This window comes from Vibrio sp. HS-50-1 (genome assembly GCF_024747315.1).
GTDB lineage: Bacteria > Pseudomonadota > Gammaproteobacteria > Enterobacterales > Vibrionaceae > Vibrio > Vibrio diabolicus.
Genome location: NZ_JAMPZF010000035.1, coordinates 25,989 through 48,255 on the forward strand (window position 1 = coordinate 25,989; position 22,267 = coordinate 48,255).

The 22,267-nt window shown below is 46.4% G+C and carries 20 protein-coding genes; 14 read left to right on the forward strand and 6 right to left on the reverse strand.

Going from position 1 to position 22,267, the window contains the following annotated elements; genetic code table 11:
• Positions 1-57 precede the first annotated feature (57 nt).
• Positions 58-348 carry a co-chaperone GroES gene (locus NDJ01_RS15445; RefSeq protein WP_005381516.1) on the reverse strand — a complete coding sequence of 97 codons (291 nt, stop codon included), beginning with the start codon at positions 346-348 and terminating at the stop codon, positions 58-60.
• Between the two features lie 240 nt (positions 349-588).
• Between NDJ01_RS15445 and NDJ01_RS15450 the strand changes: the two genes are divergently transcribed.
• Positions 589-1,971 (forward strand): MATE family efflux transporter, encoded by a 1,383-nt coding sequence (locus NDJ01_RS15450; RefSeq protein ID WP_104974720.1) that lies wholly within the window; start codon positions 589-591, stop codon positions 1,969-1,971.
• 94 nt (positions 1,972-2,065) lie between these two features.
• Here NDJ01_RS15450 and pfkA read toward each other — a convergent pair whose 3' ends face one another.
• The 3 genes from pfkA to NDJ01_RS15465 form a co-directional block, all read right to left on the reverse strand.
• Positions 2,066-3,028, reverse strand: a complete 963-nt coding sequence (pfkA, locus tag NDJ01_RS15455) for a 6-phosphofructokinase (RefSeq protein ID WP_048626679.1) — start codon at positions 3,026-3,028, stop codon at positions 2,066-2,068.
• Between the two features lie 284 nt (positions 3,029-3,312).
• The gene (gene fieF / locus NDJ01_RS15460) at positions 3,313-4,221 is read right to left on the reverse strand and encodes a CDF family cation-efflux transporter FieF (RefSeq protein WP_005397530.1); all 909 of its coding nucleotides are present in this window, start codon (positions 4,219-4,221) and stop codon (positions 3,313-3,315) included.
• Between the two features lie 112 nt (positions 4,222-4,333).
• Positions 4,334-4,846: a CpxP family protein gene (locus NDJ01_RS15465; RefSeq protein ID WP_005397532.1), complete on the reverse strand. Its 513-nt coding sequence runs from the start codon at positions 4,844-4,846 to the stop codon at positions 4,334-4,336.
• A 190-nt stretch (positions 4,847-5,036) separates the two neighbouring features.
• Between NDJ01_RS15465 and NDJ01_RS15470 the strand changes: the two genes are divergently transcribed.
• The 4 genes from NDJ01_RS15470 (at position 5,037) to trmL (ending at position 8,521) form a co-directional block, all read left to right on the forward strand.
• Entirely contained in the window at positions 5,037-5,726 is a 690-nt protein-coding gene (locus NDJ01_RS15470) for a response regulator (RefSeq protein WP_005397534.1), read from the forward strand.
• Positions 5,726-7,120, forward strand: a complete 1,395-nt coding sequence (gene cpxA, locus NDJ01_RS15475) for an envelope stress sensor histidine kinase CpxA (protein ID WP_258586941.1) — start codon at positions 5,726-5,728, stop codon at positions 7,118-7,120. Before NDJ01_RS15470 ends, cpxA begins: the two co-directional genes overlap by 1 nt.
• A 176-nt stretch (positions 7,121-7,296) precedes the next feature.
• The gene (locus NDJ01_RS15480; RefSeq protein WP_258586942.1) at positions 7,297-7,905 is read left to right on the forward strand and encodes a superoxide dismutase; all 609 of its coding nucleotides are present in this window, start codon (positions 7,297-7,299) and stop codon (positions 7,903-7,905) included.
• A gap of 136 nt (positions 7,906-8,041) precedes the next feature.
• On the forward strand, positions 8,042-8,521 hold the full coding sequence (trmL, locus tag NDJ01_RS15485; protein ID WP_005382381.1) for a tRNA (uridine(34)/cytosine(34)/5-carboxymethylaminomethyluridine(34)-2'-O)-methyltransferase TrmL: 480 nt from the start codon (positions 8,042-8,044) through the stop codon (positions 8,519-8,521).
• A gap of 69 nt (positions 8,522-8,590) precedes the next feature.
• On the opposite strand, the gene NDJ01_RS15490 is transcribed toward trmL, so the two are convergent.
• Positions 8,591-9,109: an FxsA family protein gene (locus NDJ01_RS15490; protein ID WP_005397539.1), complete on the reverse strand. Its 519-nt coding sequence runs from the start codon at positions 9,107-9,109 to the stop codon at positions 8,591-8,593.
• Positions 9,110-9,539: 430 nt separating this feature from the next.
• Between NDJ01_RS15490 and aspA the strand changes: the two genes are divergently transcribed.
• The 4 genes from aspA (at position 9,540) to NDJ01_RS15510 (ending at position 15,271) form a co-directional block, all read left to right on the forward strand.
• On the forward strand, positions 9,540-10,991 hold the full coding sequence (gene aspA, locus NDJ01_RS15495) for an aspartate ammonia-lyase (protein ID WP_005397540.1): 1,452 nt from the start codon (positions 9,540-9,542) through the stop codon (positions 10,989-10,991).
• A 175-nt stretch (positions 10,992-11,166) separates the two neighbouring features.
• Entirely contained in the window at positions 11,167-12,474 is a 1,308-nt protein-coding gene (locus NDJ01_RS15500) for an anaerobic C4-dicarboxylate transporter (protein ID WP_005382378.1), read from the forward strand.
• 161 nt (positions 12,475-12,635) lie between these two features.
• Positions 12,636-14,447: a protein-disulfide reductase DsbD gene (locus NDJ01_RS15505; RefSeq protein WP_257888886.1), complete on the forward strand. Its 1,812-nt coding sequence runs from the start codon at positions 12,636-12,638 to the stop codon at positions 14,445-14,447.
• 194 nt (positions 14,448-14,641) lie between these two features.
• A complete protein-coding gene (locus NDJ01_RS15510; RefSeq protein WP_005397542.1) occupies positions 14,642-15,271 on the forward strand; it encodes a response regulator transcription factor in 630 nt (209 codons plus the stop codon).
• 2 nt (positions 15,272-15,273) lie between these two features.
• Here NDJ01_RS15510 and NDJ01_RS15515 read toward each other — a convergent pair whose 3' ends face one another.
• Complete coding sequence (locus NDJ01_RS15515) at positions 15,274-17,019, reverse strand: potassium/proton antiporter (RefSeq protein ID WP_005397543.1); 1,746 nt, start codon at positions 17,017-17,019, stop codon at positions 15,274-15,276.
• Between the two features lie 520 nt (positions 17,020-17,539).
• On the opposite strand from NDJ01_RS15515, the gene NDJ01_RS15520 reads away from it, so the two are divergent.
• The 5 genes from NDJ01_RS15520 to NDJ01_RS15540 all read left to right on the forward strand — a co-directional run bounded on the left by NDJ01_RS15520 (position 17,540) and on the right by NDJ01_RS15540 (position 22,267).
• Positions 17,540-17,803: a DUF4212 domain-containing protein gene (locus tag NDJ01_RS15520; protein WP_005397548.1), complete on the forward strand. Its 264-nt coding sequence runs from the start codon at positions 17,540-17,542 to the stop codon at positions 17,801-17,803.
• A gap of 12 nt (positions 17,804-17,815) precedes the next feature.
• Positions 17,816-19,543, forward strand: a complete 1,728-nt coding sequence (locus NDJ01_RS15525; protein ID WP_005397550.1) for a sodium:solute symporter family protein — start codon at positions 17,816-17,818, stop codon at positions 19,541-19,543.
• 259 nt (positions 19,544-19,802) lie between these two features.
• Positions 19,803-20,285, forward strand: a complete 483-nt coding sequence (locus NDJ01_RS15530) for a hypothetical protein (protein ID WP_012841321.1) — start codon at positions 19,803-19,805, stop codon at positions 20,283-20,285.
• Between the two features lie 201 nt (positions 20,286-20,486).
• Entirely contained in the window at positions 20,487-20,864 is a 378-nt protein-coding gene (locus tag NDJ01_RS15535) for a hypothetical protein (RefSeq protein ID WP_012841320.1), read from the forward strand.
• Positions 20,865-20,881: 17 nt separating this feature from the next.
• Positions 20,882-22,267, forward strand: a complete 1,386-nt coding sequence (locus NDJ01_RS15540) for a lyase family protein (protein WP_170892587.1) — start codon at positions 20,882-20,884, stop codon at positions 22,265-22,267.

Here is a 22,267-nt window from a genome sequence, read left to right on the forward strand (position 1 = left end):
TTCTTTGTGTGTAATTTCGTAATTGAATCTGAGCAAAAAATTACTCAATGATTGCTATTATTCAACGATCGCCATGATGTCGTTTTCAGACATGACAAGCACTTCTTTACCGTCGATTTTTTCAGTTTTTGTACCGTAACCTTCAGCGAAGATAACAGTATCACCAACTTTAACGTCCAGCGGCAGTACTGTGCCGTTTTCTAGGATGCGGCCTTTACCCACAGCTAGAACAACACCGCGAGTTGATTTTTCTGCAGCAGAACCAGTGAGAACGATGCCACCAGCAGACTTAGATTCAACTTCTTTACGTTCAACGATAACTCGGTCATGTAATGGACGAATGTTCATCGGTCGTCTCTCCTGAAAATTTCCATGTTTATTTGATAATTGTCCTTAGGGACTGTAGCCCCAGACACGTGATCCCTATATAAGGGGTCGAAGCAGCGATCCCAAGGGGGTGGCACAAAATTTTTGTGACTTAGTTAAAATAACGAACAACTAAGCAACGGTTTGCGTTCGAAATGCTCACTCGCCCAGCATCTCGCTTTCTTGTATCCTTGCAGTTTGCTCACCACATAGTTGTCATACATGCAGGAAAATAACAAGCTGGAACCCCAAGCGACCGATAAGCATGGTTTGTTGACCGCACCCATTCCTGAAACGCTGCGGAAAATGACCGTCCCCATGACCATGGGCATGATCGCGATTTTGATGTTTAACTTGGTGGACACGTTTTTTATCTCGTTGCTTGGTACTCAAGCGCTAGCGGCGATCAGCTATACCTTCCCTGTAACCTTTGCGGTTAACTGCATCACGATGGGAATAGGGATGGGTCTATCGACCAATATTGGTCGCTTACTTGGACAAGGTCACGCCCCACAAGCCGCTCGGTTTACCACTCACGGTTTGTTGTTAGCGGTGTTACTCGTGGCTATCGCCTCTTCGATTGGCTTTGCCACTATTGCACCACTGTTCCGCTTTCTTGGCGCAGCCGACGACCTAATTCCACTCATCGAAGAGTACATGCAGGTGTGGTATCTCACCATTCCATTGTTGGTGATCCCAATGGCGGGCAATAGCGCGATACGAGCATCTGGGGATACAAAAACACCTGCCAAAATCATGATGTTGGCGGGCTTGATTAACGGCATGCTCGATCCACTACTGATCTTCGGACTTGGCCCATTCCCCGAGCTTGGCATCCAAGGGGCGGCAATAGCCAGTGCTTTTAGCTGGTTAGGTGCACTATGTGGCTCATTCTATGTGCTAGTTAAACGCGAAAAGTTGCTCGCTCAACCCCAATGGTCCTTGCTGAAACAAGATTGGCAGCAAACGTTAAAAATCGGCACTCCTGCCGCACTGTCGAACGCGATGAATCCACTGTCGGGCGCAATTTTGATGATGCTCTTATCCAGCCACGGTACGGCAGCGGTTGCGGCTTACGGTGCGGCGCAGCGTATTGAGTCTATTTTGATCCTAGTCTTGATGTCTCTGACCTCAGCACTCACGCCATTCATGGCACAAAACTTAGGGGCGAAAAACCCTCAACGTGCCTTTTCCGGCTTATTTATCAGCATGCGTTTTGCGGTCGTGTTCCAAGGGTTTATCTTCTTGATGATGGTGCCATTGAGTATTCCTCTAGCGGCGTTATTCTCGCAGGAAGAAGCGGTAAAAAATCTGCTGTGGCATTACCTGCTTGTGGTGCCGTTCAGTTATGGTTTTCAAGGCATTGTGATGATGTTAATCAGTGGTTTGAATGCGATGCACAAACCATTACGAGCATTCCAATGGAGCTTTATGCGTCTGTTCGTGTTTACCCTGCCATCAGCATGGATCGGAAGCCAAATTTACAGTATTGAAGGCTTGTTTATAGGTATCGCAGTGGGGAATACGTTAGGTGGCCTACTTGGCTATATGTTTGCACTGCGCGAACGTAAATTGACGCTCATTGAACAGAGCAGCGCTTCGTAAGATTTTGTCCGATGCGTCAGCTTCCTTTTGCTGATACTCAAATACAAAAAAACCGCGGAAAGCCGCGGTTTTTCTTTATCTATTTCAAACTTGCTTAGAACAGTTCTTCAGCAACTTTGTATAGATCGTTGCGTACTGGACGCTTCATGTTTTCGATCGCGTCGATGATGTCGTGGTGAACAAGTTGCTCTTTCACGATACCTACACAGCGACCGCCATGACCTTCAAGCAGTAGGTGAACAGCGTAGTTACCCATGCGAGATGCTAGAACGCGGTCAAATGCCGTTGGACGACCACCACGTTGGATGTGACCAAGTACTGTTGCACGAGTTTCACGACCTGTCGCCGCTTCGATGTCACGAGCCAGTTCATTGGCATCCATCATTAGCTCAGTCAACGCGATGATTGCGTGTTTCTTACCTTTTGCGATGCCGTCTTGGATGTTGCTGATCAGCTTGTCTTTGTCTAGACCAGTTTCTGGAGTGATGATGTACTCACAACCACCCGCGATTGCAGACATCAGAGTTAGGTCACCACAGTGACGACCCATGATTTCTACAATTGAAATACGTTGGTGAGATGAAGAAGTATCACGTAGACGGTCGATCGCATCGATAACTGTGTTTAGTGCACTTAGGTAGCCCACTGTGTAGTCAGTACCAGCGATATCGTTGTCGATTGTGCCTGGTAGACCGATACATGGGTAACCCATTTCAGTCAGTTTCTTCGCACCCATGTACGAACCGTCACCACCGATCACGACTAGTGCATCGATACCATGCTTTTTCAGGTTCTCAATCGCTTTTTCACGCACTTCCACTTCTTTAAATTCAGGGAAACGTGCAGAACCTAGGAACGTACCACCTTTGTTGATCACATCTGAAACGCTAGAACGATCTAGCTTCTCGATGCGGCCTTCGTATAGGCCTAGGTAGCCGTCGTACACACCGAATACTTCCAATCCCTCGGATAGTGCTGTACGTACTACGCCGCGTATCGCCGCGTTCATACCAGGTGCGTCACCGCCACTTGTTAAAACACCGATCTTCTTAATCATGCTCACCCTCGATCTTTGGCAATCAATTATTTAATTTTCTTTTAGGCCCCTTGTTACCAAGCAACCTGCATAATCCAGAACTGTGCGTTATGTTACATTTCCTCTACAGGATTACCAATGAAAACGCACTTTTTTATGTAACTTTTCTACTTATGTAAGAGTATTACAGTTTCTCTATGAAACTTTGTTGATTCACATCAGGATCACGAATCTTAATAAGTATTGATGGAAAGATAGTCAATAAGTGCCTGTTTGTCGTCAGGCACTTATTGATTTTTCGAGCCCTACCAATCTTGCGCTTTTTGCTCTTTCTCTGGCCCAAAAACGACAGACAATGGATCTTGATGGATCAAAACATCCGCATCAGGAAACAAAGCTAAAAGGTTTTCCTCAACTTTATCGGCAATATAGTGCGCTTCGATTAAACGTAAGTTATCGTCTAGCTCCAAGTGCAACTGAATAAAGCGTGTCGGCCCTGACATACGGGTACGCAGTTGATGAACCCCAAGAACCCCTTTCACATTCAAACATTCATTGCGGATTTGCTCCAATTCGGAATCCGGCAGCTTTCGGTCTAATAACGTCTGAATCGCTTCGCTGACCATTTTGAAGGCGCTGTAAAGAATGAAGACACCAATGCCAATCGCAAACACCGCATCCGCTTGCGTCACGCCAAAGTAGCTGAGTCCCAGAGCCACCATGATCGCAGCGTTCATATACAAATCAGTCTGATAATGCAGAGAATCCGCCGCGATTGCTTGGCTCCCTGTCACGCGTACCACATGTTTTTGGAACATCACCAAGCCAAGTGTGACCACAATCGCAAACAGCGATACATAAACACCGAGCTCCGGCGCATGCAGTGCGTGTGGACGGAAAAATCGGTCAATCCCGTTCAGGATCAAAAATACCGCCGACCCCGAAATAAACATAGCCTGAGCTAAGGCCGCTAAAGACTCAGCTTTACCATGCCCAAACGTATGTTCGCGGTCTGCTGGTTGTAAGGCATAACGGACAACAACGAGATTTACCACCGACGCGGCGATATCCAACATTGAGTCGATAAGTGATGCCAATAGGCTAACTGAGCCGGTTACCCACCACGTGATGACTTTTACAATCAAGAGAAGAGTCGCCACAATAGTTGCAGTCCAAGCTGCGGTCGTCACTAAACGTGCATATTGCTGTTTCATAATCAAAGAGTTAACTCAAACCATACGTTGAGTATATTGAATGCCCATGAAATAACCAGATCAAAAAAGAGGCAACCAATGGCTGCCTCTTTATATAACATCAATTCATGACTTAATTATTGCGGTATTTTTCCATTCGCTTATGCATTCTGTCGCCACACTCTTGCATGCGTTCATTTTGCAACTTCACAAACTCTGCTTTTTGTTCTGGCGTTAATACGCTCAGCATTTGGTGCTTTCTTTCTAGCATTTGCACACGGTGCTCAGTTTGGCGCTCAACCATTTCTTTTGCTAATGCGGTCGCTTGCGCTTCATCAAAACTATCCGCTAGTAAGAGTGACTGCATTTTTGCGTGGTGTGCTTGTCGCTCAGCCATACGAGCTTCGCGATTTTCAGAATATTTGCCTTTCATCTGTGCGCGGTTTGCTTCACGGAAAGACTTAAGCTGATCTTTTTGAGCATCCGTCAAATTCAAATCACGCATAATGCCGCGGTCCATTCCCATGCCACATTCATCACGCGGGCCTTGATGATGGTTTTTTCCACCGTAAGCGAATGCGCTTGCTGCGCCGAGAGTAAGAGGTAGAACAACAGCAGCTAACACAAGTTTTTTTGCAGATTTCATAATTTGATTCCTTACACAGGTGAGTGATTCTTCTGAGCTGTTCTCACAGCGCTTGAGTATAGAATACGACCCACTAGGTAAAGCGACGTATAGGGAGCGTAAAGAATCGTAAAGAGTGATTTTTACCCTCTTCGCAGCACATCATTCCAATGTAATATTAAGCTATCGGTAACTTACTATAGGTGCCCCCATGGCAAACATTCTTTTAATTGATGACGATATCGAGCTAACCAGCTTATTAAAAGAAGTACTCAGTTTCGAAGGATTTGACGTCAGCGAAGCAAATGATGGCGAAGCAGGCTTAGCTGCGGTCAATGATAAGATTGATTTGATTTTGTTGGATGTCATGATGCCGAAGCTAAATGGCATGGAAACCCTTAAACGCTTGCGTGAAAACTGGGAAACCCCTGTCTTGATGCTGACCGCTAAAGGGGAAGAAATTGACCGCGTGATCGGCTTAGAGCTAGGCGCGGATGATTATTTACCGAAACCTTTTAGTGACCGTGAACTGTTAGCACGTATCCGTGCGATCTTACGCCGTACCAGCAGCACACAGAAAAACACCAAAAACAGCGATTGCATTGAGTATCAAGAGCTCCGTCTTTACCCAGGTAAACAAGAAGCATACTGCGATCAACAGTTGCTCGATCTCACAGCAACCGAGTTTGCTCTGTTGACCCACTTTGTGCAAAACCCAGGACAAGTGCTAACTAAAGAAACATTGAGCTTAGATGTGCTTGGTAAACGACTCGCCGCTTTTGATCGCGCGATCGATATGCATGTTTCGAACTTACGTAAAAAATTACCAGATCAGAGCAATGGCAAGCCGCGAATCAAAACCCTGCGTGGTCGTGGCTACATGCTGCTTGAGGAGGATTAATGCGCCTATCACGCATCAAACTGCCAAACATCAATAGCTTGTATGGACGCATCTTTGCCATTTTTTGGTTCACTATGTTATTGGTGTTGATAGCTGTGCTATCACTGCCACATTTGGACCCTCGCAAAGCTCGCGACATTCCAAAAGAGCACTATAAACGTATGGTAGAAACGCGTGACGCAATCCAACAAAAATACAGCCAGCAAACTGATTTAGGACGAATACTATTTCGTATCGAGGGTAACCGTCACGGTAAGCATGACCCTCGTCCGCGCGTATTTTTTTCTGACTACAGCGGTAATGTTCTTACGACAGAAAAACGCAGTAACTTCCAATTGCGTGCCATGCAAAACTTTGTCACCAGTATCGAAGATTACAACCAGCCAAAGCAGAAACTGTATGGTCGATACATGATTGCAGGTCCAATCCCAATTACTTTGGCTGGCTCCGATATCTTGATGTATGTAGGCTTCAAGTGGAATGAGCCACCACCACTACTCTTGCGTCTGTTTGATCACCCATTCCAGCTGTTGCTCGCGGTCATGCTGGTTAGTACACCCTTGCTGTTATGGCTTGCTTGGGCACTAAGTCAGCCAGCGCGGCGTCTTGAAGCCGCCGCTCAACGTGTCGCGAAAGGCGAATTTGTCACAGACCCAAATTTAGAAAAAGGCACGGCAGAGTTTCGTCAGGCTGGCAGCAGCTTCAACCAGATGGTCGAGGCGGTCAATCAGATGATTTCAGGACAACAACGCCTGCTATCCGACATCTCTCACGAGTTACGCTCACCTTTAACTCGCCTGCGCATGGCGAGCGCATTAGCGACGCGTAAGCAGGGTGAAAGCCCAGAACTGACTCGTATCGATATCGAAGCGCAGCGCTTGGAACAGATGATCAGCGAATTGCTTGAACTGTCTCGCATGCAGGCGAACAGCCATATGACTCGCGAAACGCAGCCACTAGAAAGTTTGTGGGAAGAGATCATAAAAGATGCGCAGTTTGAAGCTGAGCAAATGGGCAAGCACCTACACTATTCTGAACTGCCAAAACGAAGTATCTCCGGCAATCCTAAATTGCTGATGAGTGCGGTGGAAAACATCGTTCGTAACGCCATTTATTACGGGAAAGATGAGGTGCAAATCGACATCAAGGCCGATGATGATACGCTGCATATCACGGTTGATGACAATGGCGAGGGCGTTCCAGAAGAAGAATTAGCCGCGATTTTTCGCCCGTTTTATCGCGTTTCGACTGCCCGCGATCGCCACTCCGGCGGCACGGGTCTCGGCCTAACCATTACCGAAAGTGCCATCCGCCAGCACAGTGGAACGATCGTCGCCAGTCGAAGTCCGTTAGGCGGATTGCGTATGAGTATCACCTTACCTATCAATCGTTAACTTCAAGCCGATGAGCTAACAGTAAGCCACACCCTATTTCTAGAGTGAGAGATTCACGGCTTCATCTTCACTTTAGAAATTGGATGGGAACGCCTTCGAATACCCTTACAAAGATCAAAGTTGATAATAATTATCGTTAGCATTAAAGTAAATTTTCCAATTAAGGAGGATTTACTATGTCACATACATTTCCCGCTCTGCCTTACCCGTACGATTCACTAGAGCCGTACATCGACGCGAAAACCATGGAAGTGCACTACAGCAAACATCACAAGACTTATTTCGATAAGTTCGTAAGTGCCGTTGAAGGGAGCGAGCTCGAAACTCAGTCGCTAGACGAGATCTTTGACAATATCTCTAAGCTCAGCCCTACAGTGCGTAATAATGGCGGCGGCTACTACAACCACATCATTTATTGGAATTGCATGTCTCCAAACGGTGGCGGTGAGCCTCAAGGCGCACTTGCTCAGGCAATTAACGATAAATTTGGTAGCTTTGCGCAATTTAAAGAAGCGTTTGCCCAAGCCGCGATTAATACCTTTGGTTCTGGCTTTGCATGGTTGATCGTAAAAGATGGTGAGATTCACATTACGTCCACCAGCAATCAAGACAACCCTCTGATGGACGTAGTGGATGTACGCGGCGAACCAATCCTCGCATTAGACGTGTGGGAGCACGCGTATTACATCAGCTACCAAAACCGTCGCCCAGAATACATTGACGCATGGTGGAACGTCGTCAACTGGCGAGCGGTTGAAGAAAATTACGCTCACGCTCTATTATAAAGAGCATCGATACTTACGGTATTAGCGTCCGCGCTAATGACTGCTTTCATACCCAGGTCAATCTTGCTGAATCTCGCATATCTTGCTGACTTGGGTATATACTGCCCCTCTATTTGACCAACTCTATTTCAATACCATGTTTGATATCGCTTTATACGAACCAGAAATCGCGCCGAACACCGGCAACATCATTCGACTTTGTGCCAACTGCGGTGCAAACCTTCACTTAATTGAACCTCTGGGTTTCGATCTTGAAGAGAAGAAAGTCCGCCGCGCTGGTTTGGATTACCATGATTTAGCTCGCGTAACGCGTCATAAGAACTATCAAGCATTCTTAGAATATTTAGAGAAAGAGAAACAAGGTAACTACCGATTGTTTGCCTGCACCACCAAAACCACAGGTCACCACGTTGATGCACAATACCAAGCAGGTGACGTATTGATGTTTGGTCCAGAAACTCGTGGCTTGCCTGCTGAAATCATCGATAGTTTGCCAATGGAGCAGCGTATCCGCATTCCAATGATGCCAGATGCGCGCAGCCTAAACCTTTCGAACGCCGTTGCGATCATTGCTTTTGAAGCATGGCGTCAAATGGGGTTTGAAGGCGCGTTGTAAGCACCACGATTTTCAGACACAAAAAAGGGCGCTCGTGCGCCCTTTTGTTTTCTTTACTCTCTGACTCAATCAGTTGAGCTTGTTGCGATCATCATCGTCTTTACGCTCGTATTCCCCTTCAAAGGTATTGCCATCGTCTGACTGGGAATCAAATGGGTCACGGCGGAACGGGTCTTGCTCAAATGGCCCTTGGTTAGAGAAACCACCTTGGAAGCCACCACCATGCATGGTTTTCACCACCATTTTACTCATCAAGTATTTGGCAATCGCGGCGCGTGGCGCAGGAAGCAACACCAGCATACCAAGAGCATCGGTCATAAAGCCCGGTGTTAACAGCAGCACGCCAGCCACCGCTAGCATTACGCCTTCAAAAATTTGCTGGGCTGGAATTTCACCTTGTTCCAGACGCCCCTGCACAGACATCAGAGTTTGGATGCCTTGGCTGCGCACCAACGATGCACCGACAAATGCCGTGATTAATACTAATGCGATAGTCGGCCACAAACCTAAAAAGCCGCCCACCTGAATAAATAAGCCGATTTCAATGATCGGGACAAAAATAAATGCCAATAATAAGATAGGAAACACACGCCCTCCTTTGTTTAATTCAGTGTAATGGTAAAAGCGGACTAAGCTCAAACGAATCGTTGTAAAAAAGCGTGTTCATACTGGTCTCTTCCTACTCAGAAAAAGTGGTAGTGGAGTGTTTCATTCAATTGCATACCGATTTTTTCGTGCTTTTAAAGTGCTAATTTCGAACTCTAAAAACCCATGTTTGTCGAGGAAAATCGAGTACCCATAAAGGGTTATTAATAACCCGTTCATACTTTGCAAATTATTGACTCATGAAAAACGAAAAAGGTGATCTAGTTACTATTTTTATGCGCTAGGTGCAGTATCATGTGCCACATAAGTCAGGACGGATTTTCCAGCCAAAAATTCTGATGAATGGATTCTAGATTGCAGAAATGGCTAATAAATAACTTTATTATCAGAATTATCATCTAAGGATCCTGCTATGGCTACCCTATCTGATGCTCCAAAAACAGCAAACCCAGCCACTCGTATTGAAGAAGATCTATTAGGTCAACGTCATGTCCCTGCAGATGCGTACTACGGTATTCATACGCTACGTGCGATCGAGAACTTCAACATCTCTAATATGACCATCTCTGACGTACCAGAATTTGTACGCGGTATGGTAATGACCAAAAAAGCAGCGGCGTTGGCAAACAAAGAACTTGGTGCGATTCCAAAAGACGTTGCAAACTACATCATCGAAGCGTGTGATTTGATCCTAGAAACTGGCAAGTGCATGGATCAGTTCCCATCAGACGTATTCCAAGGTGGTGCGGGCACTTCCGTGAACATGAACACAAACGAAGTGATCGCAAACGTTGCGCTTGAGCTAATGGGTAAAGAGAAAGGTCAATACGAATTTGTTAACCCAAATGACCACGTAAACAAGAGCCAATCAACCAACTGTGCGTACCCAACAGGTTTCCGTATCGCGGTTTACAACAGCGTACACAAACTAATGGAAGCAATTGAGTACCTAAAAGGCGCATTCGAACTTAAAGCAATTGAGTTTAAAGATGTACTGAAAATGGGTCGTACTCAGCTACAAGACGCGGTACCAATGACTGTAGGTCAAGAGTTCCACGCTTGGGCAGTAACACTAAACGAAGAGATTCGTGCTCTAGATTACACCTCTAAACTACTCCTAGAAATCAACCTAGGCGCAACCGCAATCGGTACAGGTCTAAATACACCGACTGGCTACCAAGCGCTTGCAGTAAAACACCTAGCGGAAGTAACAGGTCTTGACGTTGTTGCGGCAGAAGACCTTATCGAAGCGACTTCTGACTGTGGCGCATACGTAATGACGCACAGTGCACTAAAACGTCTAGCGGTGAAACTATCGAAGATCTGTAACGACCTTCGTCTACTTTCTTCTGGCCCACGCGCTGGTCTAAATGAATTGAACCTACCTGAAATGCAAGCAGGTTCTTCAATCATGCCAGCAAAAGTAAACCCAGTTATCCCAGAAGTAGTAAACCAAGTTTGCTTTAAAGTTCTAGGTAACGACAACACGGTTTCTTTCGCAGCAGAAGGCGGTCAGCTACAGCTAAACGTAATGGAACCAGTTATCGCACAAAGCATGTTTGAGTCTATCTCTCTACTACACAATGCGTGTGTGAACCTACGTGATAAATGTATCGACGGCATCACAGTCAATAAAGAGACTTGTGAAAACTACGTTTACAACTCAATCGGTATCGTCACTTACCTAAACCCATACATCGGCCACCACGAAGGTGACATCGTAGGTAAGATTTGTGCGGAAACCGGTAAGAGTGTTCGCGAAGTTGTGCTAGAGCGCGGCCTGCTAACCGCAGAAGAGCTTGATGAAATCTTGTCAGTAGAAAACTTCATGCATCCAACTTACAAAGCGAAACGCTACGAGTAATAACTAATTCGAAGGGGGCCACTCAGGCCCCTTTTTTAGGCTCTCATACGGTTAACCACATTTTTTATATGCTTTTATTGCCATTAGGCCACTGGGTTCTAATTCTCTGAGCATTTACTCCTGTTCCTGAGTGTTCAAAAAATCAGAATCAATAAAAAACTAAAGAGGTATCAATATGGTCATGGTCGAACTCTTCGTGGTTCTGCTCTTCATCTATTTGGGGGCTAGAATCGGCGGTATCGGCATTGGTTTTGCTGGTGGTGCTGGGGTCATTGCGTTGTCTTTGATCTTAGGTGTGCCAACAAGCCAAGCTTACATCCCAGTTGACGTAATTTTGATCATCATGTCTGTCATCACGGCTATCGCAGCAATGCAAGTGGCAGGTGGTTTAGACTGGATGGTGCAAGTTGCTGAAAACTTTTTGCGCAAGCATCCTGAGCGCATCACCTTTTATGCGCCTATCGTAACTTACCTAATGACGCTGATGGCCGGTACTGGCCACACGGCATTCTCTACGTTGCCAGTGATTGCAGAAGTCGCGAAAGGCCAAGGCGTGCGTCCTTCTCGTCCACTGTCTATCGCAGTAGTGGCATCGCAAATCGCGATCACTGCATCACCAATCTCAGCGGCTGTTGTCGCGTTTGCGGCAATGCTGCACCCATTTGGCGTTGACTACCTAACACTACTAGCAATCTGTATCCCAACGACGTTCATCGCGTGCATGATCGGTGCGTTCGTGGCGAACTTCATGGGCTGTGAGCTAAAAGACGATGCTGAATACCAAGAGCGTCTAGAAAAAGGCTTAATCAAGCTAAATACAGAAGCAAAACGCGAAATCCTACCAACAGCGAAGAAAGCGACGTTCATCTTCCTAGGCGCAATCGCATTCGTAGTGTGTTACGCAGCAGCAATTTCTGGCTCTGTTGGCCTTATCGAGAACCCTGCTCTAGGTCGTAACGAAGCTATCATGACGGTAATGCTAGCAGCCGCGGCAGCTATCGTAATGAGCTGTAAAATCGACGCTGGCAAAATTCCAGCCGCAGCAACATTCCGCTCTGGTATGACAGCGTGTGTGTGTGTTCTTGGTGTGGCATGGTTAGGTTCTACGTTCGTTAACGCGCACGTTGACGGCATCAAAGAAGTCGCTGGAGCACTACTAGCAGACTACCCATGGATGCTAGCGCTTGTTCTATTCTTCGCGTCTATGCTGCTTTACTCGCAAGGTGCAACCACGGTTGCGCTGATGCCAGCAGCACTTGCTATCGGTGTGGCACCACTTACCGCAGTTGCATCTTTCGCAGCAGTAAGTGCGCTATTCGTACTGCCAACTTACCCAACGCTTCTAGCAGCGGTTGAGATGGACGACACGGGTTCAACGCGTATCGGTAAGTACGTATTCAACCACCCATTCTTTGTACCTGGTGTGGTAACCATTGCTTCTGCGGTAGCACTTGGCTTCGCATTCGGTGGTCTACTGATCTAGTAGAAACAGAGTCTTACTCGGGGAGCTTCGGCTCCCTTTTTTATTGCCTGTTGTCTTGATTTATGCTCAATAAATCTTCATTTTCATGAAACTTATTGACTCGCCTCCGGGTCTGATTGAGTTACACTAACGGCAATTATCTAAGATGAATTGACTCTTTTATGCGCGCATTACTTTCCGTTTTACTCTTAGGGCTCATTACCTTTTCCACTCCGTCTTTAGCTTTATTTGGCAAAGACCAGTTTACCAATAGCCAGAACAACAGTTTTGGTAGCAGCAGCGACAGCTTTGTTCCGGTCGATCAGGCATTTCCGTTTAATTTCTACCAGCAAGACGACAAATTGATGCTCGATTGGCAGGTACGCGATGGTTATTACCTGTATCAAGAGCGTTTATCTGTGTCTGGTGAGAACATCTCACTGGGCGAACTGCAAATGGAAAACGGCACGCCACATAAAGATGAATTCTTTGGTGATGTGCATATCTATACCACACCACTATTTGTCAATATCCCAATGAGTAATTGGCAAGAGGGCGCACGTGTCATTGTGCAATATCAAGGCTGTGCGAAAGCGGGCTTCTGCTACCCACCAGAAACGCGTGAGATTCCAATCAGCGCGTTTTCTTCATCCAATTCCGACACCGTAGCACCGACTGCCAAGGCACCGACGACAGAAAAAGCACAGCCAGCAACAAAACCAACCACCACTTCAGTACCAGTCAGTGAGCAAGATAGCTTAGCCGCGAATCTAGCCGACAAGTGGTGGACGCCGTTGTTGTTTTTGGCACTTGGTGTGGGTCTAGCATTTACCCCTTGTGTACTGCCGATGTACCCAATTTTGACCAGCATCGTGCTTGGCAGTGGCAAGCTGAGCCAACGTCGTGCGCTTGGTTTGTCATTTGTTTACGTACAAGGCATGGCGCTGACTTACACGCTGCTCGGCCTTGTAGTGGCGTCTGCGGGCATGCAGTTCCAAGCGGCGATGCAACACCCTTATGTGCTGATTGGTTTGAGTGTACTGTTCATCGCATTAGCTATGTCGATGTTTGGTCTGTACTCATTGCAGTTACCAAGCAGCGTGCAAACGTGGCTGAATAACTTAAGTAACAAGCAGCAAGGTGGTAGCAGTGCTGGCGTGTTTGCAATGGGGGCAATATCTGGCTTGGTTTGTTCTCCGTGTACTACCGCCCCACTCTCTGGTGCGCTGCTTTACGTCGCACAAAGTGGCGACTTACTCACTGGTGGAGTCGCCCTTTACGCGCTGGCGATGGGCATGGGGATTCCGTTGATCCTTGTGGCGGTATTTGGCAACAAGTTGCTACCAAAAGCCGGCGGTTGGATGGACCGCGTGAAAACGCTGTTCGGCTTTATTCTGCTTGCTGCGCCTATCTTCTTGTTGGAACGCATCATGCCAGAAATGTGGTCAACAATTCTGTGGTCAACACTGGGCATCGCTGCCTTTGGTTGGCTGTATCATGTGAAAAACAGCTTGGAGTTTGGTGGCTGGAAACAAAGCGCCGTTGGCATCATCGCCGTATTGGGTTTGCTCGCGTCAGCACAGCCAGTATTAAATTACTGGTTTGGTAATAACGCAACGCAAGCTCAACAAACTTCCGTAAGCTTTACACGCATTGCCAATGTTGCAGAGTTGGAAGAACAACTAGCGCTAGCCAAAGCAGCTGGCAAACCTGTGATGCTCGACTTCTACGCCGATTGGTGTGTGGCGTGTAAAGAGTTTGAGAAGTACACCTTCCATGATCCAAGCGTCGAAGCCAAGCTAAAAGACTTTGTTCTTCTGCAAGCTGATGTAACCAAGAACCAAGTGCAAGATATTGAGTTACTCAAACACATGAACGTGCTTGGCTTGCCAACCATCGAGTTCTGGGATGCGAATGGCGAACACATTTCAAACGCGCGTTTAACCGGCTTTATGCAAGCCGAGCCTTTCTTAGAGCACATCCAACAATTCTGATCATCAGATATTCAAACGCCAGTGATGACCACTGGCGTTTTTTATTACCCAGATTTGAATGAGAAAATTGCGCTTATATGCAATTTTCCTAATAAAAGTCGATTTGGTTCAGACTTTTAGCGAATAAATATTGTCCACTATCTCAAAGCTGGACAATAATAAATTTAACGAAATAGTCAAAAGTGTTTAACGTCATGGATTCGACCTACACCATCATCATTGCAGATGATCACCCACTCTTCCGTAATGCCTTGTTTCAATCTATCCACATGGCAATCAGTGGGGCAAATTTGCTTGAAGCGGACTCACTCGACGCACTACTGGCTTTGTTAGAGCGAGAAGAAGAGCCAGATTTGGTGCTATTGGATCTCAAAATGCCAGGAGCAAATGGTATGTCTGGCTTGATTCACTTGCGAGCAGAACACCCAGACTTACCAATCGTCGTCGTCTCGGCTAGTGAAGAGCCAGCGATCGTGACACAAGTGAAAAGCCATGGTGCGTTTGGTTTTATTCCTAAATCGAGCGACATGCGCGAATTGGTGAATGCGCTCAATCAAGTGCTCAATGGCGACCCGTATTTTCCTGAAGGGCTGATCACCAATAACGCGGCATGTAATGACTTAGCGGAGAAGATTGCCGCGCTAACGCCGCAGCAATATAAGGTGTTGGGGATGTTGTCAGATGGCTTACTGAACAAACAAATCGCCTACGAATTGAATGTTTCAGAAGCCACCATCAAAGCGCACATGACGGCGATTTTCCGCAAGCTCGGCGTAAAAAACCGCACACAAGCCGTCATCATGCTAACGGAGATGAACGACTAGGTTCACTCCTCGTCAGCGAGCAGGCTTTGCTCGCTTGGCAAACGGATACCTACTTTGGTGACTTGTTGGTCAACGACATCGGCAATGATCCATTGCAAGCCTTGCCACTCGAATTGGTCCCCTAACACTGGTGTAGTCCCCAGTTGTTCTTCTACAAGGTTTCTTAAGCTTTTATCGAGTGACTCATCGCCCAAGTTCAGGCCATACATCATCGCAATATCGGCAAGGTTCACTTCAATATCTAGGAAGAAATCACCAAAGAATCGTGCCAATGACGCTTTCTCAGGCGCTTCACTGAATAGCAAGCTCAGAGCATCCAAATCCTTTTCTTGCGCCAACACACACAAGGTATCGTCTTCTTCGAGGCGCGTACTACCTGACGGATGCAATAACGCTTTATTGCGAAATACTGCGGCGATGCGCGTTCCATCCGGCATCGAAAGACTACGCAATGGTTCACCAATACACCATTTATCCGCTTTAAGCTTATAGATAAACAGTTCCCACTCACTAGTTGGGTAAATCTCCACACCAGTGCGTGAAATTGGCTCAGGTTTAGAAGGCAGCTCTACCTTCGCCAGAGACATCGCTTTAGTCAATGTGCCACCTTGTACAATCAAAGAGACCATTACCACGAAAAACGCCAAATTGAAGTACAACTGCGCATCTGGCAATCCTGCCATCATTGGAAATACCGCCAGAATAATTGGGACAGCACCGCGCAAGCCCACCCAAGAAACAAACCACTTTTCACGTGGTGTGAAACTCTTGAATGGCAGTAAACCGATCCAAACCGAGATTGGACGGGCAAATAAAATCATCCCAAAGGCCAACGCCAAACCAGGCAACGCAATAGAAAGCAAGTTGGAAGGCGTAACCAATAAACCAAGCACGAGGAACATACCGATTTGAGCTAGCCACGTCATGCCATCTAGAACATGAAGAATGGAATGGCGGCTACGTGTTGGACGATTACCTAACAGTAAACCAACCAGATAAATTGACAGAATACCGCTGCCACCTAATGCATTAGATAAAGCGAAAATCAGCAAGCCACCACTGACGGTTAAAATCGAATATAAGCCATCCGGCAGTTGATTACGATTGATGACCTTCCACAAAATCCAGCCACCAGCAAAACCGAGTAAAGCACCAATACCAAACTGCTTAAGAAAACTGAGCGCCAAAAAGCCCACACTCAAATCTGCATCTGGGTTCGCTAAAATAGCAATCAGAGTAACAGTCAGAAACACCGCCATAGGGTCATTGGTGCCAGATTCAATTTCCAGCGTTGAGCCAACACGTTCGTTAAGACTACGACCTTTGAGTAGAGAAAAAACCGCGGCGGCATCAGTGGAGCCGACAATCGCACCAACTAATATACCTTGCAGCAAGTCTAAGTCGAATAACCACGTTGCCATCAGCCCGGTCAAAATAGTGGTGATTGCAACCCCAAACGTTGCTAAAGACACCGAAGGCCATAACGCCACCCTAAAGCTGGCAACCCGTGTTCTCATACCACCATCAAGCAAAATGATGGCTAATGCGAGGTTACTGACCAAGTAAGCGATCGAAAAATTATCAAATAAAATACCGCCTAAACCGTCTTCCCCCGCCAGCATTCCAACGGCTAAAAATACCAAAAGAATTGGGATTCCCAACTTAGAGGAAACTGGGCTTAAAAGAACGCTAAGTGCGATTAACAACGCACCTATAAGAAAAAAACTGTTAATGGTGTCTGCGTCCATTCTCACCCTCCCTTAATGAAAAACGATATGCTTGTGATGAGCTAAGGCGACTTCGTTAATAAGTTAATGCCTTAATCTGCCTCCTCCTTAAACCGTCCCAAAGCGCGAGGTTGTACGAGAATGACTCAGTTATATTACTTTATTGTGCGCTAAAACGGTGATTTGGTACGAAAACTTTATGTAAATAAATTACTTGTGAAGTTTTCACGCCAGTTTTTTCGCTGATTGATAAAAAGAAGAACGCAGAATGTTTCTGTTAAGGATCGCTAAAATCAATGAAGAAAAAATTAATCACGTCTCTTATTCGTGCTTTTTATCATTTCTCTCCTTAGACCTTTGGCTAATTTAACAGCTTTTTAACATTAACAAATAACCCTAACTCTTCTCTAAGCGCCCATATCACGGGAGTTTTTTATTTTTCATACCCCGACTAAAGTTGAAAAGAGTTCTTGCCAACACCTTGCTAATGTACATGTTGAAACATTTTTTTAACAACAATACCAATCGTAAGGAGACGGCAATGGCATTTGAAAGCGAAGAAAGAGCCAAAGCCTATTGGGACAAAAACGTGAAGCTCATGATTGGCCTTATGGTCATCTGGTTCGTAGTGTCTTTCGGCTGCGGCATTTTATTTGTCGACGTACTTAATCAATTTCAATTAGGTGGATACAAACTTGGTTTCTGGTTTGCTCAGCAAGGCTCCATCTACACCTTCCTAGGTATTATTTTCTATTACGCATGGAAGATGCGCCAAATCGATCGTGAATTCGGCGTAGATGAGTAAGGAGTAACTCAGATGGATTTGAAAACTATTACCTACCTGGTTGTTGGTGCAACCTTCGTCCTCTACATCGGTATTGCGATCTGGGCGCGTGCGGGGTCAACCAAAGAGTTCTATGTGGCAGGTGGCGGGGTCAACCCAATCGCTAACGGTATGGCAACCGCTGCTGACTGGATGTCGGCGGCATCGTTCATCTCAATGGCGGGTCTGATTGCCTTTATGGGTTACGGCGGCTCCGTATTCCTAATGGGTTGGACGGGTGGTTACGTACTGCTTGCACTGTTACTCGCCCCTTATCTACGTAAGTTTGGTAAGTTTACGGTGCCAGAGTTTGTTGGTGAACGCTTCTACTCGAACACGGCACGTATCGTGGCGGTTATCTGTCTTATCATCGCATCGGTCACTTATGTTATCGGCCAGATGAAAGGCGTTGGCGTTGCCTTCGGTCGCTTCCTAGAAGTTGATTACTCAACAGGCCTACTGATTGGTATGTGTATCGTATTCATGTACGCCGTACTTGGCGGCATGAAAGGCATCACATACACGCAGATTGCTCAATATTGCGTACTCATTCTTGCTTACACTATCCCTGCAATCTTTATCTCTCTGCAACTTACAGGTAACCCGCTACCTCAGATTGGCCTCGGGAGTACCATTCAAGGCACCGATGTTTATCTGCTCGATAGGCTCGACCAAGTGGTGACCGAACTAGGCTTTAGTGAGTACACTACGCAGGTTCGCGGTAGCACACTAAACATGTTCGTTTACACCATGTCATTGATGATCGGTACTGCGGGTCTACCACACGTTATCATCCGTTTCTTTACGGTACCTAAGGTACGTGATGCGCGTACTTCTGCAGGCTGGGCACTTGTGTTCATCGCTATTCTATACACAACAGCGCCAGCAGTTTCAGCAATGGCTCGTCTAAACCTAATGGATACCGTTAACCCTGCGCCTGGTCAGCACCTTGCGTATGATGAGCGCCCTGATTGGTTCAAAAACTGGGAAACAACAGGTCTATTAGGCTTTGATGATAAGAATGGCGATGGCCTGATCGAGTACACCTCAAACCCTGACACCAATGAATTGCGAGTTGACCGTGACATCATGGTACTAGCAAACCCAGAAATCGCTAAGCTACCAAACTGGGTCATTGCACTCGTAGCCGCTGGTGGTCTCGCTGCAGCACTATCCACAGCAGCGGGTCTGTTGCTTGCTATTTCGTCGGCGATTTCCCATGACTTAATTAAAGGGGTTATAAATCCGAACATATCCGAGAAGAAGGAGCTGCTTGCCAGCCGAATCTCGATGGCGGTAGCAATCGCAGCCGCAGGCTATCTCGGATTGAATCCTCCAGGCTTTGCAGCTGGTACGGTGGCGCTCGCCTTTGGTCTTGCTGCATCATCCATCTTCCCTGCGTTGATGATGGGTATCTTCAGCAAAGGCATCAATAAAGAAGGCGCAATCGCCGGTATGATTGCCGGTATCAGTATCACACTGTTCTACGTATTCCAGCACAAAGGCATCCTATTCGTTGCTGACTGGAAATATCTAGAAAGCTGGGGAACCAACTGGTTCCTAGGTATTGAGCCAAACGCGTTTGGTGCTATCGGCGCCCTATTTAACTTCATCGTGGCATTCGCGGTATCGAAAGTTACAGCGGAAACACCTCAAGAAGTTAAAGATCTTGTTGAACACGTTCGTGTCCCTGTTGGTGCAGGCGATGCCGTGGATCACTAAAATATAACGCAAGCCACAAAAGCCCCACTTGGGGCTTTTTTATTCACCTAACTTATTCTAATAATTAGATTCCCTGAGCCGTAGCAAGGAAGCACACGAATGGCATTGGTTATATGTTCGGGGAACGCCGCAGAAACAATCGTTTAGAACAAGGCAAAGATTGCAGCAAGCTAATTGCTCTACCTTCAAAATCATTAACGAAGTTATTAGTGATTTTAGCCAGTAAAAATGAACAGATAATTGATGGAATTAGTATTTTATGTTCAAAAACAAGCACTTTATTCTCGCACTGCTGATTGCGCCGATTCTTTCTTTGATCGCCTACTTCGGCACCGATATGGCACTCAGCGAGAAACCCCACGCGGCACAAGAAGGGGAAACTTACAAACTCGCGAGTAAGTCTAACTGTCGTTACACCAGTGGACTGTGTGACATGGAAAATGGCGACTTTAAAGTGAAGTTTCGCTCAGAACAGCTCACGAAAAATGGCTTAGAATTGTCACTCAATGCCGCCTATCCACTCGAAGGGGTCAAAGTTTCGATCGTTAATGACGAAGAGAAAAATGCTCAGCCGATTGATATGAAGCCCGCCGATCAGGCTGGAAAAAGTTGGTACATTACCTTACCAAGACCAGCATCCGCAGAAAGTTGGTTAAGAGTCGTCATTCAATCTGGAGGCACACTTTATTACGGCGAAACACAAACCGCGTTTGTGAAGTACGAAACCTTATTTACAGAGTAATGGCCACAGATAAAGACACCGATATCCAAAACGTCGATACCTCATTGTCACCTCAGGACTAAATAATTCCCTCTCTGCCGACGCTTTTACGTCGGCTTTTGTTTCCGTAAGTCTTTCTTCAACAACCTCTTACTCTAAAAAGGGTTGCCAACCCACCACTTAATTGATAATAATTATCATTACATTAAACGAGAGGTGGTTATGGACAACAAACGGGACATCTTCAACGCATTTTTTAAAGCACAAGATAGATTCCTTCTCGCCGCACCACACGGCTTTGAGCCAGACGTAATTCATGACTATATTCATTGGGGAATGGTGTTGTCTTCCTGCTATGAACACGGTGCCGATGAAGAAAATCTATTGTTGTGTGAGCTGTTTTTGCGTCAGGTTTATTTCCATCTACTAGACGCAATTCAAGACTCCACTCGCAGTCGCATCTTCCGTCGTGTCTGTCTCGATTCTATCCATACGCCATTATTCTGTCTCAAACGCTATTACTATCAGTTTGAACAAGGCGACGTGAAATTTCTCGCATTACAACAACAATTACGCCTGATTCAAATCTCACTCGATTAACCAAAAGGATCCCTACCATGAGCACCGAATTCCGCATAGAAACTGACAGTATGGGCGAAGTGAAAGTCCCAGCAGATGCACTCTACCAAGCCCAAACTCAGCGCGCCGTCGATAACTTCTCATTCAGTCAATATAAGATGCCATCTGGCTTCATCCAAGCGTTGGCACACATCAAGCAGACTGCGGCACTCACCAACGCACAATTGGGGCTGCTTGAAGGTGATATCGCTAATGCGATTGCTGACGCAGCTCAGGCGATTATCGAGGGCAATCATATTGAGCAATTTCCAATTGACGTATTTCAAACCGGATCAGGCACCAGCTCAAATATGAATGCGAATGAAGTGATTGCAACACTGGCCTCCCAGCATCTAGGCGGTACCGTCAGTCCTAATGATCACGTCAACATGGGACAAAGCAGCAACGATGTGGTGCCAACCGCAATTCAAGTTAGCGCAGCATTAGCCATTGAAAAACAGCTCTTCCCGGCCCTGTCACACCTCATCCAAACACTAGAGTTTAAGCAACAAGCATTGAAAGATGTTGTAAAAACCGGTCGCACCCACTTAATGGACGCGATGCCAATTACCTTTGCTCAAGAGCTTGGCGGTTGGCAGTTCCAAATCGAGCACGTAAAACAAGCGATTGAACAAGCACTTCCTGCGGTAAAAGCCTTAGCCCAAGGTGGTACAGCGGTTGGCACGGGGATCAATGCCGATCCACGCTTTGCAGACTTATTCGCTAGCAACCTAACCCAGTCAACTCGTATTCAGTTCACGGCCAGTGATAACTTCTTTTTCAATTTAAGCAGTCAAGATGCGATCGTCGCTCTGTCGGGACAGCTCAAAACAGCAGCAGTTGCGATCATGAAGATCGCAAACGATCTTCGTTGGATGAATTCAGGCCCATTGGCTGGTTTAGGTGAGATTGAATTACAAGGCTTGCAACCGGGTTCTTCCATCATGCCTGGCAAAGTAAACCCTGTGATCCCAGAAGCCGCAGCTATGGCCTCAGCGCAAGTCATTGGTAATGACACCACGATTACCGTCGCGGGCCAAGCTGGTAACTTCCAACTAAACGTCATGCTACCTGTCATTGCTCATAATATATTGGAGAGCATCGAGTTGCTCGCTAACAGCGCAACCGCTTTATCCGATAAGGCCATTGCAACATTCGAAGTTCGTCAAGATAACTTGGATGTAGCGCTCGCCAAAAACCCAATTTTGGTCACGGCCCTCAACCCGGTCATTGGCTACCTGAAAGCGGCAGAAATCGCGAAGAAAGCCTATAAGCAGGGTCGTGCGATTATTGATGTCGCAGAAGAAGAAACCGATTTAGATAGAGCCACGCTAGAACGATTGCTTAATCCCGCAAAACTCACCCAAGGTGGTGTTGCGGAATAA

Excerpts from the sequence above, each read along its gene's own strand:
- NDJ01_RS15465 (WP_005397532.1), bottom strand. The coding sequence starts at position 4,846 with ATGAAATCTGCAAAAAAACTTGTGTTAGCTGCTGTTGTTCTACCTCTT.
- NDJ01_RS15525 (WP_005397550.1), top strand. The coding sequence starts at position 17,816 with ATGGATTTGAAAACTATTACCTACCTGGTTGTTGGTGCAACCTTCGTC.
- NDJ01_RS15530 (WP_012841321.1), top strand. The coding sequence starts at position 19,803 with ATGTTCAAAAACAAGCACTTTATTCTCGCACTGCTGATTGCGCCGATT.
- NDJ01_RS15450 (WP_104974720.1), top strand. The coding sequence starts at position 589 with ATGCAGGAAAATAACAAGCTGGAACCCCAAGCGACCGATAAGCATGGT.
- trmL (WP_005382381.1), top strand. The coding sequence starts at position 8,042 with ATGTTTGATATCGCTTTATACGAACCAGAAATCGCGCCGAACACCGGC.
- NDJ01_RS15520 (WP_005397548.1), top strand. The coding sequence starts at position 17,540 with ATGGCATTTGAAAGCGAAGAAAGAGCCAAAGCCTATTGGGACAAAAAC.
- NDJ01_RS15535 (WP_012841320.1), top strand. The coding sequence starts at position 20,487 with ATGGACAACAAACGGGACATCTTCAACGCATTTTTTAAAGCACAAGAT.
- NDJ01_RS15540 (WP_170892587.1), top strand. The coding sequence starts at position 20,882 with ATGAGCACCGAATTCCGCATAGAAACTGACAGTATGGGCGAAGTGAAA.
- NDJ01_RS15515 (WP_005397543.1), bottom strand. The coding sequence starts at position 17,019 with ATGGACGCAGACACCATTAACAGTTTTTTTCTTATAGGTGCGTTGTTA.
- cpxA (WP_258586941.1), top strand. The coding sequence starts at position 5,726 with ATGCGCCTATCACGCATCAAACTGCCAAACATCAATAGCTTGTATGGA.
- fieF (WP_005397530.1), bottom strand. The coding sequence starts at position 4,221 with ATGAAACAGCAATATGCACGTTTAGTGACGACCGCAGCTTGGACTGCA.
- aspA (WP_005397540.1), top strand. The coding sequence starts at position 9,540 with ATGGCTACCCTATCTGATGCTCCAAAAACAGCAAACCCAGCCACTCGT.
- NDJ01_RS15445 (WP_005381516.1), bottom strand. The coding sequence starts at position 348 with ATGAACATTCGTCCATTACATGACCGAGTTATCGTTGAACGTAAAGAA.
- pfkA (WP_048626679.1), bottom strand. The coding sequence starts at position 3,028 with ATGATTAAGAAGATCGGTGTTTTAACAAGTGGCGGTGACGCACCTGGT.
- NDJ01_RS15505 (WP_257888886.1), top strand. The coding sequence starts at position 12,636 with ATGCGCGCATTACTTTCCGTTTTACTCTTAGGGCTCATTACCTTTTCC.
- NDJ01_RS15470 (WP_005397534.1), top strand. The coding sequence starts at position 5,037 with ATGGCAAACATTCTTTTAATTGATGACGATATCGAGCTAACCAGCTTA.
- NDJ01_RS15480 (WP_258586942.1), top strand. The coding sequence starts at position 7,297 with ATGTCACATACATTTCCCGCTCTGCCTTACCCGTACGATTCACTAGAG.
- NDJ01_RS15500 (WP_005382378.1), top strand. The coding sequence starts at position 11,167 with ATGGTCATGGTCGAACTCTTCGTGGTTCTGCTCTTCATCTATTTGGGG.
- NDJ01_RS15510 (WP_005397542.1), top strand. The coding sequence starts at position 14,642 with ATGGATTCGACCTACACCATCATCATTGCAGATGATCACCCACTCTTC.